This is a genomic window from Microbulbifer magnicolonia, assembly GCF_035117725.1.
Taxonomy (GTDB): domain Bacteria; phylum Pseudomonadota; class Gammaproteobacteria; order Pseudomonadales; family Cellvibrionaceae; genus Microbulbifer; species Microbulbifer magnicolonia.
The window spans coordinates 894,503-913,770 of record NZ_JAYEFD010000002.1; the positions used below are offsets into that span (position 1 = coordinate 894,503).

Annotated in this window: 14 protein-coding genes; all 14 read left to right on the top strand. The window is 58.9% G+C overall.

Annotated elements, in window-relative coordinates; genetic code table 11:
- Positions 1-120 precede the first annotated feature (120 nt).
- The 14 genes from RRF64_RS13255 to RRF64_RS13320 all read left to right on the top strand — a co-directional run bounded on the left by RRF64_RS13255 (position 121) and on the right by RRF64_RS13320 (position 18,522).
- Positions 121-2,772 carry an HzsA-related protein gene (locus RRF64_RS13255; RefSeq protein WP_323846368.1) on the top strand — a complete coding sequence of 884 codons (2,652 nt, stop codon included), beginning with the start codon at positions 121-123 and terminating at the stop codon, positions 2,770-2,772.
- Positions 2,773-2,775: 3 nt separating this feature from the next.
- The gene (locus RRF64_RS13260; protein ID WP_323846369.1) at positions 2,776-3,567 is read left to right on the top strand and encodes an outer membrane beta-barrel protein; all 792 of its coding nucleotides are present in this window, start codon (positions 2,776-2,778) and stop codon (positions 3,565-3,567) included.
- A 128-nt stretch (positions 3,568-3,695) separates the two neighbouring features.
- Entirely contained in the window at positions 3,696-4,319 is a 624-nt protein-coding gene (locus RRF64_RS13265; RefSeq protein WP_323846370.1) for an outer membrane beta-barrel domain-containing protein, read from the top strand.
- A gap of 22 nt (positions 4,320-4,341) precedes the next feature.
- Positions 4,342-4,818 carry a TlpA disulfide reductase family protein gene (locus tag RRF64_RS13270; protein WP_323846371.1) on the top strand — a complete coding sequence of 159 codons (477 nt, stop codon included), beginning with the start codon at positions 4,342-4,344 and terminating at the stop codon, positions 4,816-4,818.
- A 171-nt stretch (positions 4,819-4,989) separates the two neighbouring features.
- A complete protein-coding gene (locus RRF64_RS13275) occupies positions 4,990-5,208 on the top strand; it encodes a DUF4266 domain-containing protein (RefSeq protein ID WP_323846372.1) in 219 nt (72 codons plus the stop codon).
- A gap of 154 nt (positions 5,209-5,362) precedes the next feature.
- Positions 5,363-6,484, top strand: a complete 1,122-nt coding sequence (locus tag RRF64_RS13280; protein WP_323846373.1) for a DUF3570 domain-containing protein — start codon at positions 5,363-5,365, stop codon at positions 6,482-6,484.
- A gap of 469 nt (positions 6,485-6,953) precedes the next feature.
- Positions 6,954-7,976, top strand: a complete 1,023-nt coding sequence (locus RRF64_RS13285) for a glycosyltransferase family 2 protein (protein WP_323846374.1) — start codon at positions 6,954-6,956, stop codon at positions 7,974-7,976.
- Positions 7,977-8,377: 401 nt separating this feature from the next.
- A complete protein-coding gene (locus RRF64_RS13290; RefSeq protein ID WP_323846375.1) occupies positions 8,378-9,571 on the top strand; it encodes a glycosyltransferase family 2 protein in 1,194 nt (397 codons plus the stop codon).
- Between the two features lies 1 nt (position 9,572).
- Positions 9,573-10,367, top strand: a complete 795-nt coding sequence (locus RRF64_RS13295; protein ID WP_323846376.1) for a WecB/TagA/CpsF family glycosyltransferase — start codon at positions 9,573-9,575, stop codon at positions 10,365-10,367.
- A 52-nt stretch (positions 10,368-10,419) separates the two neighbouring features.
- Positions 10,420-11,814 carry a hypothetical protein gene (locus RRF64_RS13300; protein WP_323846377.1) on the top strand — a complete coding sequence of 465 codons (1,395 nt, stop codon included), beginning with the start codon at positions 10,420-10,422 and terminating at the stop codon, positions 11,812-11,814.
- Positions 11,815-11,856: 42 nt separating this feature from the next.
- A complete protein-coding gene (locus RRF64_RS13305; RefSeq protein ID WP_323846378.1) occupies positions 11,857-13,929 on the top strand; it encodes a glycoside hydrolase 5 family protein in 2,073 nt (690 codons plus the stop codon).
- A 19-nt stretch (positions 13,930-13,948) separates the two neighbouring features.
- The gene (locus tag RRF64_RS13310; RefSeq protein ID WP_323846379.1) at positions 13,949-15,355 is read left to right on the top strand and encodes an oligosaccharide flippase family protein; all 1,407 of its coding nucleotides are present in this window, start codon (positions 13,949-13,951) and stop codon (positions 15,353-15,355) included.
- A gap of 37 nt (positions 15,356-15,392) precedes the next feature.
- Positions 15,393-16,559, top strand: a complete 1,167-nt coding sequence (locus RRF64_RS13315; protein ID WP_323846380.1) for a glycosyltransferase family 4 protein — start codon at positions 15,393-15,395, stop codon at positions 16,557-16,559.
- 304 nt (positions 16,560-16,863) lie between these two features.
- Positions 16,864-18,522, top strand: coding sequence for an alkaline phosphatase family protein (locus RRF64_RS13320; RefSeq protein WP_323846381.1), 1,659 nt, complete (start codon positions 16,864-16,866; stop codon positions 18,520-18,522).
- The last annotated feature ends 746 nt before the right edge of the window (positions 18,523-19,268 follow it).

Consider the following 19,268-nt stretch of genomic DNA (forward strand, 5'->3'; position numbering starts at 1 on the left):
GCCTTGAGAGAATTCCGCCTTGCGGGAAAAATGTCGCGCATAGAGAAATTCGACAATCTGTTGGCTGTTTTTTGAGCTTCTCCGGAATTCGGGTTGGGCTGACTGCGGGTAGAAATAAAAATGAAATCATTGCGCGCACTGCCGGTGCTGCTGTTGATAACCGCTTGCAGTGGCGGCGGTGGTGAATCCTCCTCTGGCGGGGACCAGGCCGAAGATCCTGTCGTTGTCGACTATCCGCTCGCCTTCGTGCGACGCCAGCTCACCTTCGAAGACGATGGCGCCCTGGTGCAGGACGACATCTACTCCCCGGCCGATTTCAATCCCGGCGCCGAGCTGGTGCTGAAAGACCGAGCCACACCCAGCGCACCGGAAACCGTGCTGACCGAGGGATTGTTCGACGGCACTTACGACGTCAAGGATCTGAACACCTCGGCCGACGGCCAGCGCCTGGTATTCGCGATGCGCGCGCCAGAGATAGAGGACGCGGATGACGACGAGCAGCCCACCTGGAATATCTGGCTCTACGATCGCGAAACCAGTGAACTGAAGCGCGTCATCGCGTCGGACCTGATCGCCGAAGAGGGGCAGGATGTGGCCCCGGCATTTCTGCCGGACGGCCGCATCGTCTTCTCCTCAAGTCGCCAGCGCCGTTCCCGCGCGCTGCTGCTGGACGACAACAAACCACAGTTTTCCGCCCTCACCGAAGACCTGCAGAGCGAGGCCTTCGTGCTGCACGTAATGGAAGCGGACGGCAGCGATATACAGCAGATCTCCTTCAACCAGAGCCACGACCTGCACCCGACGGTGCTGAACGATGGCCGTATACTTTTCAACCGCTGGGATAATATGGGTGGTGTGGACAACCTGAGTCTCTACACCATAGAGCCGGACGGCACCGACCTGGCGTTCCACTACGGTTACCACAGCCAGCAGACCGGTACGGAAAATGCCGATGGTGAAAGGACCGCGGCCGCCTTCGTAAAGCCCCGCGAGATGCCCGATGGCCGCCTGCTGATCAACCTGCGCTCGCCGGAAGGCATCAGTTACGGCGGCGATCTGGTGACCATCAACAGCGTCGATTACACGGAAGCTTTCAGTGAACCCGAGGGTGAGGGCGAGCTGGTGGGCCAGTCATCCATTTCGGTAGAGGAAGTGGTTACCGACGGCAGCCTGTCCCCCCACGGCCTCTTCGCCTCCGCCTGGCCTTTTTACGACGGCACCAGCCGATTGCTGGTCAGCTGGAGCGAGTGCCGCGTGCTGGAGGCGGAGACCGACCTGCCGCGGCCCTGCACCGAGGAGTGGCTGAACCAGGAAGAAGTGGCGCCGGCGGATCCGCTCTACGGCCTGTGGATTTACGATTATCAGCAGGGTACCCAGCTGCCGATCGTCACCGCCGACGAGGGCGAGATGATCTCCGAGGGCGTCACCCTGGAGCCGCGCACCCAGCCCGCCTATATCCCCGCGCCGGTGCCCGGTGTCGACCTGGACGACAAGCTGGTGCAGGAGGGCGCGGGCATCCTCGATATCCGCAGCGTCTACGATTTCGACGGCGCGGACATTCTTGCGGGCGAGGGCGGGGCGGGTATCCCGAGCCTGGCCGACCCGGCTGCCACCAGCGCCGAGTTGCGCCCGGCGCGCTACCTGCGCGTGGTCAAGGCGGCGGGCATTCCCGACGACGACACACTGGATTTCGACCGCTCCGCCTTCGGCCGCAACCGCGCCCACGGCATGCGCGAGATTCTCGGCTACACGCCGATCCAGCCGGACGGCTCGGTGCGGGTCAGGCTGCCGGCGGATATGCCGCTGGCCATCTCCGTCGTCGACGCCGACGGCCGCCGCATCGTCGGCCGCCACCGCAGCTGGCTGCAACTGCGTGCCGGCGAAGTGCGCACCTGCAATGGCTGCCACACCGGTGACAGCGAAGTGCCCCACGGCCGCCCGGACAAGGAGCCGGCCCCCGCCTGGGGCGGCAGCTCCACATCCGGTATTCCCTTCCCGAACACCGAGCCTGCACTGGTCGCCGAAATGGGCGAGACCATGGCGCAGCTGCTGGCGCGCATCGCCGGCGAGGCGGGTCTCGAAGGCGACATCAATTTCAGCGATCTGTGGACGGACCCGGCGCTGCGCGCCAAGGATCCGAGCAGCAGCATTCCCTACGCCGACCTGACCACGCCGATTCCGATTGCCGCCACCTGCCTGGACGACTGGAGTGCAAGCTGCCGCAGCGTGATCCACTACCCGGAACATATACAACCGTTGTGGGAGCGCTCGCGGGAAGTTCTCGACGCGGGCGGCGCGGTGATCGAAGACCGCACCTGCACCGCCTGCCATTCCACCCGCGATGCCGCCGGCATGTTGCGGGTGCCGGCCGGGCAGCTGGAACTGACCTCGGCCGCATCCGCGGCCAATGCGGACTGGATGACTTCCTATGTCGAGCTGCTGTTCGACAATCCCACCCAGGAGCTGATGAACGGCGCGCTCAACCCGGTGCTGGTGCAGGAGCGGGACGACAATGGCAACCTGGTGTTCGAGACCGACGAGGACGGCAACCCGATACTCGATAGCGACGGCAACCCGATTCCGGTTATGGTAACCGTCGATGTCGACCGACTGATGGGTGATTCCGCCAACGGCAGTCGCTTTTTCGAGATATTCGAAGCGGGTGCGGTACACGCGGACTACCTCGAGCCGGCGGAACTGAGGCTGATCTCCGAGTGGCTGGATATCGGTGCGCAGTACTACAACGACCCCTTTGCCGCACCGGTAAACTGATGCATGTTTAGTCTTCGTTCTACTTTCTTGCACTTTCTATGTGCCGGGCTGCTGTTGGGCCTGTCTGCCGCGGCCGCCGCATCGGGGCCGGGTCTGACGCTGCCGCCGGAAGGCGTACCGGTGGACGCGGAGCTGGTCACCGTCCGCAGCCCCTATGTGAACATTTATACCGGTCCCGGGCGCGGCTACCCGATCTTCCATGTGGCCGAGTACGGGGAAAAGCTGTGGCTGCTGAAGCGCCGCACCGACTGGGTCAAGGTCACCGCGCGCCGGGACAAGACCGGCTGGGTGCGTATCGCCGACCTGCAGGAAATCTACGGCGAGGACGGTGAGCTGGTGCGGGTGCCGCTGCCGGATTTCAGCGATTTGGATACGCAGCACTTCCATCTGGGTTTTTCCTACGGTGATTTCGCCGGCGCCAGCTCCATGGGCGCGACCCTCGGCTACCGCTTTACGCCGAATCTGTCGGTCGAATTGCGCGCGACCCAGGCCGTGGGCGATTTCTCCGACAGCCAGACCTACCAGGTGGCGGTGCTGCACCAGCCGTTCCCGCGCTGGAAGCTGTCGCCCTACTTTATGCTCGGCACCGGTATCAACATAACCTCTCCCAATGCCACCATCGTCGCGACCGAAGATCGCCGCGATACGGCCATGCTGACCGGCCTGGGGGTGAAGACCTATCTGTCCCGCCGCTTTGCCCTCAGAGCGGAGTACGCCAACCACTACCTGCTCACCTCGCGGGAAAACAATCAGGAGATAGTCGAGTGGAAGCTCGGTTTCGACGTTTACCTTTAGAAACGATTTCACAACTACTACGCGTGCGCCAGGCGGCGTTCGGCGGTGCTCGGCGTCCTCATGTACGTCAGTGTACACTCCGGCGCCTCCGCTCCGGCGACCACCACCTGGCACCCGCTCGCTACGCTGTGAAACCGTTTCTAGCAGCAGCGGCCTTTTTATTTGCCGCCGGTGCACAGGCGCAGGACGATGTACTCGGGGATATCGTTTCGCCGGACCTGGAGCGCCGTGAAATCCGCGAGGCGAAACTCGACAGTGAGAACATCGAAATCTCCACTTTCGGTGGCGTCATCAATGTCGAGGACTTTGGCTCCAACACCCTCTACGGTGGCGCACTGGCCTACCACATCAACGAAGATGTGTTTATGGAGGCCGCCTACGGCGAGACGGAGCTGGGCGAATCCAGCTTTGAGCGCCTGAGCGGCTCCGCGCCCCTGCTGACCGACGAGCAGCGCCAGCTCAGTTATTACAACCTGTCCCTCGGCTGGAACCTGTTCCCCGGCGAGTACTTTATTTTTGACGACTGGGCGCTGAACAGCAGCCTCTACCTGATCGGCGGCGTCGGCAATACCTCCTTCGCCGACGAGGAGCACTTCACCTACAACTTCGGGGTCGGCGCGCGGGTGCTGGCCAACGACTGGCTGGCGCTGCGGCTGGACTTTCGCGACCACATCTTTGAACACGAGATTTTTGGCGAGGCGCAAACCACCAACAACCTGTCCGCGCAGCTCGGTTTCTCCCTGTTTTTCTGATCGACAATAAAAGGATATAGCGATGTTTCGTCTCTTCGCCGGCCTGGCACTGATTCTCTCCTCGCAACTGGCCCTGGCGGCCGAACCCTCGGCGGATTTCACGCTCGCCTCCAACAAGGGCGACAACCTGCGCCTGGCAGAGCAGCGCGGCGACGTGATCATGCTGAATTTCTGGGCCTCCTGGTGCGGTCCCTGCCGCAAGGAAATGCCCCTGCTGGACGAGCTGCACGCGCGCTACGAGGCCGCCGGCTTCCAGGTCTGGGGCGTAAACGTGGACTCCGCGCGCGCCGACGCGGAGAAAATGCTGGTCAAGATCCCGGTGGACTTCCCGATTCTGTTCGACAGCACCGGCAGCGTCAGCAAGCTGTACGGTATCGACGCCATGCCCAGTACGGTATTTATCGATCGCGACGGCAATGTGCGCCATATCCATCGCGGCTACCGCGACGGCGACGAGGCCGCCTACAAGAACATCATCAAGGAACTGATCCGGGAGTAAGCCATGATCCTAGAAACCACAGTTGGATCACGAAAGTCCAGGCAAGCTCTTGGCGCGCCTAGCAAACTTAAAAATCGACTCATCACCAATAAGGTGACCACGCGATTTTTAAATTCACTATGCGCACCAATATCTCACCTGTCTTTGTTGCGCCCAACTGCGGTTTCTAGGATGATCCGCGCGCTGTTCCTGCTCTGTGCCGCAACGCTGTTTACCGGCTGCACGGCAACGCCCTGGGTCGCGCCCTACGAGCGCCACTACCTGGCGGACCCGATCATGGGGTTCGAGCGGGATCCGGTGGCGGCCAAATATATGAACCACGTCTACGAGGCGCGCGAGGCGGCGCGCGGTGCGGAAGGTGGCAGTGGAGGCGGCTGTGGCTGTAACTAAAAAATCACCACAAAGCTACTGCGCTCCGCATTTCGGCCGCCGGCGGTGCTCACAATCCTCACGCACTGCAAGTGCGCTCCGGTTGCTGCGCTCCGGCGGCGACCAAACTGTGTTCGCTCGCGACGCTTTGTGGCAATTTTTCTCGATAGCGATATTGCTTTTCGCCCCGGTGTTTTCGAGTGCCGCGGTGTTGCCGGAAGAGCGCGCCGACTCCATGTACCACTCCTACAGCGGCGGCGGCGTCACCATCGACGGTCCCTCGCTACTGGTGCGCAAGAATGTCGGCAGCTCCCTGTCGCTATCTGCCAACTACTATGTGGACATGATCTCCGGGGCCTCCATCGACGTGGAGGCCACCGCCAGTCGCTACTCCGAGCAGCGCGACGAGTACTCGCTCGGCGCGGACTACCTGGTGGACAAGGCAATCCTGAGCGTCGGTTATACCAGTAGTTCGGAGAACGACTACCAGGCCGAGACGGTGTCCTTCGGTGTCAGTCAGACATTTTTCGGCGATCTCAGCACCCTGGGGCTGCGCGTCAGCTACGGCAGCGACGACGTCTTCCGCAACGGTGACGACAGCTTCGCCGCCGCGGCGGAGCACCGGCGCTATGCGCTGAGCTGGAACCAGATATTGACACAGAAGTTGATCGCCGAGCTGAGCGTGGAAACCGTCGCCGACGAGGGTTTTCTCAACAACCCCTATCGCAGTGTGCGCTTCCTCAGTGCGGACTGTGCGCTCGGCTTCTGTTACCAGCCGGAGCTCTATCCGACCACCCGCAACAGCGACGCGGTAGCGCTGCGCGCTAAGTACCGCCTGCCCTACCGGGCGGCGATCAAGGGCGAGTACCGCTACTATGCTGACAGCTGGGGAATTCGCGCCGACAATGTCGAGTTCCGCTACACCCATCCACTGGAGGAAAAGGACCGCTGGATTCTCGAGGGCAAGCTGCGTTTCTACCAGCAGAGCGGGGCGGACTTTTACAGCGACCTGTTTCCCTACCTGAATGCCACCAGCTTCCGGGCCCGGGACAAGGAGCTGAGCGATTTCAGCAACATCTCCTTCGGTATCGGCGTCAGCTACCTGCTGCCGGAGCGCTGGTCACTGTTCGAGCGGAAGAACACCGTCAATCTCTACTGGGACCATATCCTGTTCGACTACGACAATTTCCGCGATGTCACCGTGCACGGTGATGGCGGCGATATCGCGCCGGGCGAGGAGCCCACCTACAGCTTCGGCGCGAATGTGATTCGACTCTTCTGGTCCGTGTGGTTCTAAGGAAGTTCTGAGCGCGCGGGAGACATCCCGCCGCTCCGGCTTGCGATGGCGATGCGTGGCGCAACATACGGCCGGCAGAGGCCCACCGCGCATCCCGCCCCAACCAAACCCCGCAACTGGAACGCGCGCCAGCGTCTATTCCGAGGACAAGTTGCGCTATCGCCATTACCCAAGTTCGCTATGGCTACTATCCTTGGCCTGTGGCGAAGCAATGCATGTGCAGCCGCCGCCACGGGGCGTTTCGATGCTTCTTTTGTCCTGTCGTAGAACCCGTAAAGACGACTACGACGACCCGAGGCACAGGAAGAAGCGCCATCCTCAACGACCGCACTACTTCGCAGAGACTCCGGTAATGCGTCCAATGCATTGGCTCCCAGATAAAATCAGCTGCCAACCACTGACAGTGACTCCCCCGCGAACTGAAGCGCTCGGCGACTACGACGCCCATAGCCTGAACTGATTGATAAATATGAATCTGCATCCACAGCCGGACCTATCGGATGTCGGCATCGTTGTCATCGGCCGCAATGAGGGCGAGCGACTGCGCAATTGCCTGATCTCCCTGCAGGCATGGGATTGCCCGAGAATCTATGTCGATTCAGGATCCAGTGACGGCAGCGTCGCACTGGCAAAAAGTTACGGCTATCCGGTTCTCGAGCTGGACACGGCAAAGCCGCTCTCGGCCGCGCGGGCGCGCAACGAAGGATTGACGGCGCTGAGGCGACAAGCGCCGAATATCAGTTATGTGCAATTTATCGATGGCGATTGCACCTTGGAAGCGGGCTGGCTGCAAAGTGCGCGCGCCTATTTTGACGATAGGGTTGCGGGCAGGGATCGCCTGGCAGTCCTGTGCGGTCACCTGCACGAGCGCCACGCCCAATCGACCGTCTTTACCCAGCTGTGCGAGCTGGAATGGCAGGGGCCGGTCGGAGTCATCGAGTCCTGTGGGGGTATCTCCTTTGCCAACATCAAAGCCCTACAGCAAGTGGGCCTGTTCAACGACATGATGATCGCGGGCGAGGAGCCCGAACTCTGCTACCGTCTCCAGCAGCAGGGCTGGACCATCGAGCGCATCGACAGTGCTATGGCAGTCCACGAATCGGATATCGACAAATTCTCCCAGCTGTTGCGCCGGGCCCGCCGGTGTGGTCACTCTTATGCGCATAGCCACTATTTACACCGGGGTGCTGCAAAGGCGTTCAAGCAGCGGCACCTTCTCAGCATTCTGTTCTGGGGTGCCCTGTTGCCGCTCGCCGCTATTGTGTCAGCGCCGTTCACTGGCGCTGTTTCGACAGCCCTGCTACTGCTGTACCCGATACTCTGGCTGAGGATTTACAGAAGGAGTCTTCGTGAGAGCCGCATTCCAGGAAAAGTGGCGGCAATACACAGCGGCCTTACCGTCGTCGGAAAATTTGCACAACTCCTCGGTGTGGCCGACTTCTATCGGCAATTGATAAAGAAGAAGCAATTCCAGCTGATCGAGTACAAGTAATCGATCACAAGAAGCAAACCGATTCGAAGCAGTCCTCCTTGCCACCCACAAAAAAATCAAAAAACGCCCGGTTGCCGTCCAGTGACCGGGCCCGCTGCGGTATTGGCTGTCCGCTGCAGTAGCCGCAATAAGATCACAAAAAAATAAAATTAGAATCCGCATTGTGTCCTGCGCCAATCTTTAAGTATGGCGCGGTGTTTTCCGACCCACCTTCGCGCGATCTCCTATCTTTACGTGGAAGTTTGCCACTGCCTGTTGTCGAGGCTATCGCCGCAAAGGCGTGTAAACAAAACGACCGAGCAGCGCAACTTATACAGCGCAACGACAGGGATGACCCGCATCGGGTCAATTAACTGTCGTTCCCAGAGATAAACAACTGACGCGAACCGACCAACAAGCTTATGGACTGGCTTGACGTTCTGCTGGCGCTTATTGGTGCGCCGCTTCTTATTTGGTGTTTTGTACTTCTGGTGGAGTTGGGCGCAGCCGCCAAGGCGCTGCGGAGGCGCAGAACTGGCTCGGCAGATACGCCGGAGCCGGTTGCTGTTTCCTACACGGTGTTAATCCCCGCGCACAATGAAAGTGCAGATATCGCTAAAACCATCTGCGAACTGCAGCAGGTCATGACCGGCGATGGAGACATGCTGGTCATCGCCGACAACTGCGATGACGAGACCGCCGAGCGCGCACGCCAGTGCGGCGCTAAAGTGGTCGAGCGCAGCGCGTCGGCGCAACGCGGCAAGGGCTATGCGTTGAGCTTCGGACTGGCGGCACTGGAAAAATCTCCACCCGACGTGGTCGTCATTCTCGATGCGGACTGCGAATTTACCCGGGGCAATCCGGCCGGGCTTGCCGCCGTCGCGCAGATGCTGCAGCGCCCGGTCCAGAGCCACTACGCCATGCGGCTTCGCGACGGAGAGGGTCTCCCGCAGCGAATCGCTCATTTCGCATGGCGAATGAAGAACGGCCTGCGTCCCACCGGCCTGGGCGAGCTGCATCTGCCCTGCCAACTCGCGGGTACCGGCATGGCATTCCCCTGGCACCAGATCCGCGCTGCCCGCCTGGCCACCGCGAATATTGTCGAAGACCTCGCCCTCGGTATAGAGCTGGCGAGCCGCGGAGACCCCCCCTTCTATTGTTCCAGCGTCCAGGTGACGAGCACCTTCCCCCTGGCGGCGAATGCGGCGAGGGGCCAGCGGGAGCGCTGGGAGCACGGCCACTTGCATACGATTCTTACCGCCGGACCTGCAATGATTATCGACGCCCTGCGTCGGCGGGACTACCGCCTTCTGGCGATGGCGATGGATATGTCGGTCCCGCCGCTCAGTTTGCTGGCGCTGGCGATCGGCGCCTATGTCGTGCTGAGCCTCGGACTCTCGCTCATCGATCCACTGCCGATTTCCCTGATCTTATCCTGCGTCATTTTCTCGATCTTTGCCTCGGTTATTACCGTCGCCTGGGCACTCAGCGCGCGAGATCTGCTGGGGCCCAGAGACCTAGTCCGGGTTGCGCTGCATGTGATTGCAAAAGTGAACATCTACGTGCGCTTTACCACGCAACGGCAGCGGGAATGGATTCGAACCGCGAGAAAATGACATGGAACAGTCACAGCTACTCACCAACCGGCGCATAGATCTGAATCTGTGCCATATTGATGCGATCAAGATGAGTGAAGCCATCGAGCAGATTCGCACTCTGGCCAGGTCCAGCGCCTTCCACTATGTGGTCACGCCTAATATCGACCATCTGCAGCGCCTGTATAAGGCCGGCGCCAAATCGGAAATATGTGACATCTACCGCAATGCAAGCCTGTCACTTTGCGACAGCCGTATTCTGGAGAAATTGATGGAGCTGTCGGGCGCCAGGGTACCGCAGGTCGTAACTGGCAGCGACCTGACCAGGCGCATGTTCGACGAGGTGCTGAAACCCGGCAGCCGCCTGTTTATTGTCGGGGGAAGCGCAGCGCTGATCGATAGGTTGCGAAATCTGTATCCCTATCTGCAGATTGAGCACGTCAATCCGTCGATGGGCTTTATAAAAAGAAGCGCTGAAGTGTGCTCCGTTGTCGACGCCGTTTGCGCCGCGAAGCCGGAATTCATACTGCTCGCAGTCGGTTCACCGCAGCAGGAAATACTGGCCAGGAAACTCGCGGCGTCCGCTAAATCCGGTGTCGCGCTGTGCATCGGCGCCTCGCTGCTGTTCATCACCGGGGAGGAAAAGCGCGCGCCGGAATGGCTGCAGACCCTGCGCTGTGAATGGCTGTACCGGCTGTCGCAGTGCCCTCGGCGCATGGCCAAGCGCTACCTGTTGAACATGTTGCACCTGCCGTTCATCGCACACGCGATAAGAAAGGAGGTGCATGGCGACGGACGGAAAGGCGCCCATGTATAGCGTCCACAAGTGGGTCGCAAATCCAGACGCAATTTTACAGAGGCGATAGACAGTGCCAAACACCTTCGCTTACGCAATGCTCCTGTGCTGGCCACTGGTCGCGGTGTTGATTTTCTACTACCGCCGTCTCAGCACGTTGAGTGCGGCCTTTTGGGTGATCGTTGGCGGCTATCTGTTACTTCCGGCGGCCATGGAAATAGATCTGCCAATGCTGCCGCCGCTGGACCAGACGTCCATACCGGCACTCAGTGCGCTGCTCGGCTGCGTGTTTATACGAAAAGTTCGCATAAAGCTGCTTCCGGACAGCGGGCTTCAGCGCTGGCTGTTCCTGGGGCTACTCATAGCGCCGCTACTTTCCACGATTACCAATCCGGAGCCCTTTTTTGACGGCCGCCAAACAAAACGCGGGCTGGAAATGTACGATGCCCTGGCCGGCATACTGCAGATGTACCTGACACTGCTGCCAATGCTGATCGGGCTATCGCTCGTCAAAAGTCCCGCCGATATCGTCCGGCTGCTCAAGCTGCTGCTCTACGCCGCAATCGCCTACTCACCGCTGATCCTCTTTGAGGTCCGCATGAGTCCGCAATTGCATACGTGGGTCTACGGCTTCTTCCCGCACGACTTTTCGCAGCAGATGCGCTTTGACGGTTTCCGGCCGGTAGTGTTTCTCGGCCACGGGCTGCTGGTCGCGATGTTTGCCTCGGTATCCCTGTGTGCGGCCACTACCCTCTACAAGCAGAAATACACGCTCGGGTCACTGCCCGTGGGTATGTTTGTGCTCTATTACGCCATAGTGCTGTTGCTGTGCAAATCGGTGGGTGCATGGCTGCTCGGCTTCGGCAGCATGCTCTGTGTGCTCATGTTGTCGCCCCGCTTGCTCCTCAGTGTCGCTACCTTCATCGCCCTGCTCGCCTTCGTCTATCCGCTCATGGCGATGAACGGCCTGATTCCGGAGAAGATGCTTGTCGAAACCGCGGCACTGTTCGGTCAGGACCGGGCCCAGTCGCTGGCCTACCGCTTCTCCCACGAGGAGCGTCTGCTCGACCACGCCGCGCGCAAGCTGAGTTTCGGCTGGGGCAGTTGGGGCAGGAATCAATTCTATAACTCCGTTTCCGATGGACACTGGGTGAAGATCATCGGCTGCTTCGGCATGCTCGGTTACCTCACCAAGGCCGGTCTACTGCTGACAAGCATCACTCGCGGCTATGGCGTACTGAAGACTATAAGCAATCGAGGTGAGCGGGGTGCATACGCCGGCCTGCTGTTGATCTGTGCCCTTTTCATGGTCGACCAGGTCCCCAACAGCTCCCTTTCGCCTTACTTCTGGCTGCTGGCCGGGGGCGCTTTGGGCATTCCCCGCCGTCGGCTCGCGGTACCGCTGCCACGTCGCCAACGACTGCAACAGAGTAGCGCCTACCCGAGGATGGCGCGATCGCCCCGCTGAAACCGCATTGGGAAAATGCTCAACTAACATGATGCCGAAAAAATGACAAATACCGAATCCTGGAATTCTTACCGCACGCTGCGCGGCATTGTTGCCGTGTGGTTCCTTTGCGCCTCAGTCTCGTCCGCCGCCCAAACAGAGTCGCCGGAGCGGGGATGGTATCCGGACCCTCTTGGTAGCATTGGCTACCCGGAAATAGCGGGCCTGGATTTAAACGAGAAACCCGCCGGCACCCGTGGTTTTCTGCGGGCGCAGGGCGAATCCCTGGTATTCGAGGACGGTACCCCCGCGCGCTTCTGGGGTACCAATATGCAGGCCTATGCGCTGTTCAGTTCGAGCGAGCAGGACATCAGACAGCACGCGCGACGACTTGCCGGACTGGGCTTCAATCTTGTCCGCATTCACCACCACGACTCGAAATGGGTGGAACCAAACATTTTTGCCGCTCCCGAAGACAATACGCTGCGTCTCAATGACAAGGCACTGCGGCAGTTGGATTTGTGGATAAAGTGCCTGCGGGACGAGGGCATCTATATATGGCTGGACCTGCATGTTGGCCGAGCCTTTACCAGCAGGGATGGCATCAGGGGCTTCGCCGATGCCGCGAAAGGCAAGGATCGCGCGCGACTGAAAGGTTTCAACTATTACAACAGAGACATCCTGCAGGCAATGCGGGATTTCAACAGGCAGTATCTCAGCCACAAGAATCACTATACCGGTATCGAATATCGCAATGACCCGGCAATTATCGCGGCGCTCATCACCAACGAAAACGACCTGACCTACCACTTTGGCAATGCGCTGCTCGGCGACAAGGGTGTGCCGCAACATCACAAGGCATTCATCCGATCGGTAAGCGCAGCCACCGAGCAACTCGGTCTGAACGAAAAGCGGGCCGCCAAGACCTGGGAAATGGGCGACTCCAAGATATTTCTGAATCACCAGGAATACCAGTTCAATAATTTTATGATCGCAGACTTAAGGCGCCTCGGATTCAAGGCGCCCATAGCCACCACCAACAGTTGGGGTGGTATGGGGCTTGTCAGCCTGCCGGCCTTGAGTGTCGGTGATCTCATCGATGTACACAGTTACGGCGACGACGGCGATCTGGGGCGCAATCCGCGCGAAAGTCCGGGCCTACTGCATTGGATCGGCAGCGCACAGGTCAGCGGCAAGCCGCTTGCGGTCAGCGAGTGGAACCTGCGGGATTTCCCCGCCGGCTCGCGCCATCAGCTGCCCATGATGCTGGCCGGCGTTGCCTCACTGCAGGGCTGGGATGCGCTCATGCTCTATGGTTATGCGCAGGTGCCACTGCACAGTGAATCCATAGGGAACAACTGGTCGTCGTTCAAGGATCCGGAGATGATGGCGCTGATGCCGGCGGCCTCACTGTTGTACCGGCAGCAGCATGTGGCCGGGGCGAAGCGACACTATCGGCTGAGGGTTCCGGAGAAGCAGTTCTTTAAGCAGGTGATCAATGCGGAGAGCGCGATCAGTATCAGAACGCTGATCGAACAGAGCAAGCTGACTATCGATCTGCCCTATTCAGCGACCCTGCCCTGGCTGGCACACCCGGAAACTGCTAGTGAAGTGCCCAATGAAGATCGCGAAAGCGATGGCGCCACAGAGATCATCACCGATGTGGATCGCGATTATCTGCCGGCGGGGCAGAATTACGTACGGTCCGACACCGGCGAGCTCTTGCGCGACTGGCAGCGGGGATTACATATTATCGACACCGGCAAATCTGTCGTGGTTTCCGGCAACCTCGGCAACAATCGGAACCTTCAGGTCGGTATCGTCAAATTCGATATCCGCAACGACTCGGCCACCATCGCCGTGCAGTCACTCGACAACCGGCCGCTGACACAGAGTGAGCGGATACTGATCACAGCTGTGGCCCGCAGTCGGGTGCCGGAAAACAAAGGCGAAAAATACATCAACGAAAAGGTCGATGGGACCATTGAAATCTCCGCCAGCGGTAACTACAGCTTCACACCACTGAGCGTCACTAAACAGCAGGAGATCCGTCTTCGGGGCGACGGGACGGCGCTGAAAATAGCGCTACCGGGTCCGTCGCCTACCCCCTGGATGCTATTGGTGAAGTCGCCGTGATCGACAGGGAAACTTGCCAGTGCAAGATCTCGGTGCTGCTGTGACAGAGACATCCTCCAGAAATCGCGCCGGATGGCCGTCGCCTGCGGGTCTCGCAGCCGGTCTCGGCGCACTCGCGGAAGGCCTGCGGGGCTCCGGCACAAGGGCGGCCTCGCTGAGAGGGACCGTTCTGTCCACAGCGGGATTCGGCGCCCAGAAGCTGCTGCAACTCGCCTCTAACCTGATCTTGACCAGAATCCTGTTTCCGGAGGCCTTCGGTCTGATGGCAATCGCCAGCATCTTCTTGCTGGGCATATCGCTGTTCAGCGACCTGGGTATCCACCAGGCGATTGTCCAGAAGAAGCGCGGCCAGGAGGAGCTGTTCCTCAACACAGCCTGGTCGATAAAAATAATCAGGGGTTTCGCCATCTGGCTGGTCGCCTGCGCTGTGGCCTGGCCCGTTTCGCGGCTCTACAGTGAAGCCGTTCTCTTTCCGCTGATCTGCGCACTCGCTACCACGGCGATTGTGCAGGGCTTCGCCTCTACGGCAATTTCCACGTTGAACCGGCAGCTGCAGTTCAAACGCGTCGTCCTGCTGGAATTGTTACAGGCCATCATCGCGACGCTGATCACCATAGGTTTGGCCCTATGGCTGAAGTCCGTGTGGGCGCTGGCCGCCGGCGCGATTGCCGGCGGCATTATCCGCACCATCCTCAGTCATGTGATGCTGCCATCCCACCGCCATCGGTTTGCGCTGGATCGCAGCTGTGCCATGGAAATAATTCACTTCGGCAAGTGGATCCTGCTTGCGACCGTAGCCTGCTTTCTGGGTAGCCACGCACAACCGTTGTTGCAGGGATACCTTGTATCTATGGCGACACTGGGCCTTCTCACCATTGCCACTTCGTTCGTCTCCGCTATCGACGAGCTGGCCGACAAGTTGTTGACCAGCGTCGGCTTTCCGGCACTTTCCCGCGTAGTCAGAGAGCAGCCGGAACGGCTGCACATCACAGTCAGGCAATTGCGCGTGGTCACAAACGTCATCGGCGTTACTGCGTTCCTTATGCTGGCCATGCTGGCTGGCGGTCTTATCGAATTTCTTTATGATCCCCGCTACCTCGAAGCCAGCGTTTACCTGTCGATTCTCGCAGTCAACGGCGCCATTGATTTCATGCAGGGACTCTACCAGAGCGTACAGCTCGCCCGCGGCGACAGCCGCGGTCATTTCTGCGTCATGGCCATGATGGCCGTGTCACGTACGCTGGGGACCGTGACAGGATTCTATCTGGCCGGCGTCAACGGCATGCTCTACGGCTTGTGTGCAGGCTCGCTGGCATCCTATGCCCTGTCCCTGCTGCTGGCATACCGGGGTGGATTTGCGTGCTTGAAAACGGATTTCATGACACTCGTGGTAATTGCATTTTTCTCGACAGCAGTGCTCGGCTGAGCCGTTCGCGCAGCCGGGAAAACTTCGGACAGACGACATGTTAAGCATCGGATTCCTGACCATCGAAAGCCCGTATGATCGCAATAGCTTTAGCGGAACTATCCACTATATGTTTCGGGCCCTGTGTGAGCAGCCGGATGTCGAGGTCAGCCTGGTTGCCGAGCAAGTGCATAGAAGACGCCCTGTGGCCGCACGGCTGCTGGGCAAACTGCAGTCCAAACAACTGCCATCATTCGGGCTGCTCGATACGCTGGCGGACAAGGTCGAACAGCAGCATCTGCGGGCCCTCCGCAGACACCTTTACCGCGAGCGTTCACGCTACGATGTGTTGGTAGCCCCTGTAGCTTCGGATCTTATCGGCACCATTAGAAACGGTGATGAGCTGCCGCCAATTATCTTCGTGACTGACGCCACGCATGGCTTCCTGCGTGAAGAGTACAAATGGCCGCTTACGGAAGACCATCGGAGAAATGAGGTGGCGACCGTCAAAAATGCCAGTGCGGTGGTCTATTCATCACAATATATGGCGGACAGGGCAAAAATGGAATTCGACGGCTGTGGCGATGGTCGACGCGGAAAATTCGATTTCATACCGTTTGGCCTGAATATGGACGTGGTCGAGGGCGCGGCAGCAAAGCACATCGACAACCATTTACGAATCCTATTTGTCGGCAAGGACTGGCACCGGAAAGGTGGCGACACCGCGCTCGAAGTCGCCCGTCAATTGCGTTCAGCCGGCGTCGATCTGACGTTAACAATTGTCGGCGCCAATCCGGTTGAGGCGCGCAATATTGACTGGGTGCGTGTATACCCATTCCTCGATAAAAATGACGCCTCCGAGCAGCGACAATACTACGACCTATTAAAGGAGAGCCATTTTCTCCTTTTGCCTACCAGGGCAGATTGCACACCCATGGTCATTGCCGAAGCCAATGCGTTCGGTACACCTGCAGTGACCAGTGCCGTCGGTGGAATTCCCTCCCTGATTACCGATGGCGTCAACGGTTGCATGCTCGATGTGGCGGCAGTGCCGCAGAAATATGCCGACGTGATACGCCACTACTGGCACAGCCAGGCGCTATACGAGCGGCTTTCCGTGTCATCCAGGCGTACTTATGAGGAAAAGTTGACCTGGGGTGCCTGGGCCAGAGGCATGGTCGCGAGAGCGCAGCTGCTGGTGGGCGAAGCGCTGGCAGAAGAATGACGGCGATCGCATGCAGCAGTTCATTACACCTATCACAATCCAGGGATGCCAGGGTGAGGAAGGAGGCGCAGGAAGGAATAATCTTGGCAAACTGCTATAAAAAGATGCGCGTATTTTGTACATGGTATTGAGGCATTACGGCTATATTCAAAGGAGTAATTTCGATCTTTGAATGATATGACGTGTGCACAGTCATCTATGTATAAATCGGCGGCTGGAAAGTAGATTGCCACTAATGCACGAGACTGTTTAAGCGAAAGCTCATGGAATGCAGTGACCTTTAAGGACAGTAAGGAATTTCAACATGACCACTATCGCAATTGGCCTCGACTCTGCGGATCCATTCCTGTTCGAGGAAATGCTGGCGGCAGGCGCGTTGCCCAACTTTCGCAAAGTCAGAGAAAGAGGTGCCTACGGGAGGCTGGCGAATTTTGACATATTCACGGCCGAGCTGCCCTGGACCACTTTTGCGACTGGGGTGCCGCCGGAGGAAACCGGCTACTGGACGCCGCTGAAGTACACGCGGGATTACAAAGTGCACACCCGCGCCGCCTATGAGTACGATGAGTATCCACCGTTTTTTGCCCTCGACAGAAAGCGCCGGGTCTGTTGTTTTGATGTGCCGCAGGTTCGGTTGCAGAAGTCTTTAAACGGCATGCAGTTCAACGCCTGGGGCGCCCACTCACCGCAAGTTCCGCAACTGTCCAACGTGCCGGACGTGTTCCGCCAGCTGATCGCCAAGTATGGCGAACACCCGGGATTGCATGACGACTATGCCGTTGCACTGGACATGGACAATACGAAGAAGGTCTACGAGCGGCTGATGACGGGTATCGCGAGGCGCGGCAAGATCTGCGTGGACCTCCTGAGAAGGGAACCGTGGGATCTTTTTCTGACGGTTTTCGGTGAGCCACACGGGGGTGGACATAATCTCTGGCAGTTTGAGCCGGGGCACCCCCTGTGCACCGAATCCATCCCGGGGCGCGAACTGCTTCCGCAGAGACCGATGTGGAATATCATGCAAGCCATCGACACCGCGCTTGGTGAGATTCTGAAGGTCGCACCCAAGGATGCCAATATCGTGCTCTTCTCTCCCCACGGTATGGGCCCAAATACGATGGATCTGCCCTCGCTGCTCTTTCTGCCGGAGTTTATGTACCGCTGGAATTTCGGCCGCGCTGCATTGGGGCAAGTTGACGACCTGGTGGATCCATTTACCGAACAGGAGTGGGGTTCCTGGTTCCGCCATGTATGGAATACCAATGCACAGGGCGATTCTCTGATTAGACTGGCCCGCAAGCATCTGCCATCGCGTCTCTACGACCGGGTCGCGCCCCATCTGGAGCCGGCATTGCATTGTCAGCCAATGAATCCGGTTATCGCCGAGCGACGGTACCCGGATTTGCCAGCCTGGCAGCCGGCGCTGTGGTACAGCAATTGCTGGCCACAGATGAAGGCGTTTGCGCTGATGAGTTTCTCGGAGGGCTATATTCGCCTCAACGTTCGCGGACGGGAGAAAGAGGGCATCGTAGAACCCGCTGATTTCCAGGCCGTGGTGAATGATATCTGTAACGAATTGAAACTACTGAAGTGTGCCCGTACCGGCACTCCCATGGTGAAAAAAGTCCTGGTGACGAGGCAAAGCGCAACCGAAGTCGATAAAAAACTGCCAGACGCAGATATCGTTATCAGCTGGCAGGAGACCTTCGCCACCGATGCGGTAAGTCACCCCGAATATGGACGCATAGGGCCGGTGCCGCACTTCAGGGCCGGTAGTCACCGGCATACGGGGTTCATGTTGATGGCGGGCCAGGGAACCGCGCAGAACGCGAAAATCGTCAATGGTCATGCGCTGGACATAGCGCCGACAATCCTTGCCATGATGGGGGGGCAGGCGCCCGCTTACATGAAGGGAAAACCTGTGAAAGTTATGCCGATTTCAGTTGGCGCACCCGCGCTTTGAAGACTCGCTTAGCACCTGTGCGCTCGTGAAGTCATGCTCGTGCCGGAGGCCCTGATGTAGTCGATGATCGTGTCATATTGACCCGCAAACGCAGCGACAAATGTTCTGCGTCATTCGCGCGCCAACTCGCGAATTGATGCAGCGGGATTGCGGCGAGTCTCGGCAGCGGATGTCATTAGGCCGGGCAAAATAATGCCTCAAATCAAGCGGCGCAACAGTGTGACCAGAAAGCAACAGCCTCAACCGGCAGCGGAGGTAGTTCCGTCGTCTGAGTGGGATAAACTTACACCGCAGCGCTGTCGTCAATATTTAACGTCCTGGCTCTGCAGCCTTGGATGAAAATTCCAATCGGCATCATGTCGGGTTGCGAGACGTCAGGTCAGGCATCGACAATCGACCACGCATTTTCATTAGACCCTTCCTCGTCTTCTAATTTGATTCCACAGCAACGTATTTTCCTTCCCTGTTCATCGCGACCCTTGAGTCCCTCTGCAGCTCGTTCCGCTACTGCCAGCTGGCGTTTCCCGAAGCAATTAATGCGCAGCATGGCTTCCCTCTAAAGATCAAAAAAAAGGCAGATTTATACCTGCCTATTCAAATATCTGGGACTATAGTGCAGGTGCAGTGAGGTAAGCCCGCGGAATAATTCCATCGGAAGGCAATAAACCGCAGGGCGTTCGATGGTGATTTACCCCGTGACAAGGGCAAGCCGGTCACACGTCGGCCTAAACGGCCTCTCAGAGATT

Coding starts and splice junctions, on each gene's coding strand:
- RRF64_RS13320 (WP_323846381.1), top strand. CDS start 16,864: ATGACCACTATCGCAATTGGCCTCGACTCTGCGGATCCATTCCTGTTC.
- RRF64_RS13295 (WP_323846376.1), top strand. CDS start 9,573: ATGGAACAGTCACAGCTACTCACCAACCGGCGCATAGATCTGAATCTG.
- RRF64_RS13285 (WP_323846374.1), top strand. CDS start 6,954: ATGAATCTGCATCCACAGCCGGACCTATCGGATGTCGGCATCGTTGTC.
- RRF64_RS13260 (WP_323846369.1), top strand. CDS start 2,776: ATGTTTAGTCTTCGTTCTACTTTCTTGCACTTTCTATGTGCCGGGCTG.
- RRF64_RS13305 (WP_323846378.1), top strand. CDS start 11,857: ATGACAAATACCGAATCCTGGAATTCTTACCGCACGCTGCGCGGCATT.
- RRF64_RS13275 (WP_323846372.1), top strand. CDS start 4,990: ATGATCCGCGCGCTGTTCCTGCTCTGTGCCGCAACGCTGTTTACCGGC.
- RRF64_RS13270 (WP_323846371.1), top strand. CDS start 4,342: ATGTTTCGTCTCTTCGCCGGCCTGGCACTGATTCTCTCCTCGCAACTG.
- RRF64_RS13315 (WP_323846380.1), top strand. CDS start 15,393: ATGTTAAGCATCGGATTCCTGACCATCGAAAGCCCGTATGATCGCAAT.
- RRF64_RS13255 (WP_323846368.1), top strand. CDS start 121: ATGAAATCATTGCGCGCACTGCCGGTGCTGCTGTTGATAACCGCTTGC.
- RRF64_RS13290 (WP_323846375.1), top strand. CDS start 8,378: ATGGACTGGCTTGACGTTCTGCTGGCGCTTATTGGTGCGCCGCTTCTT.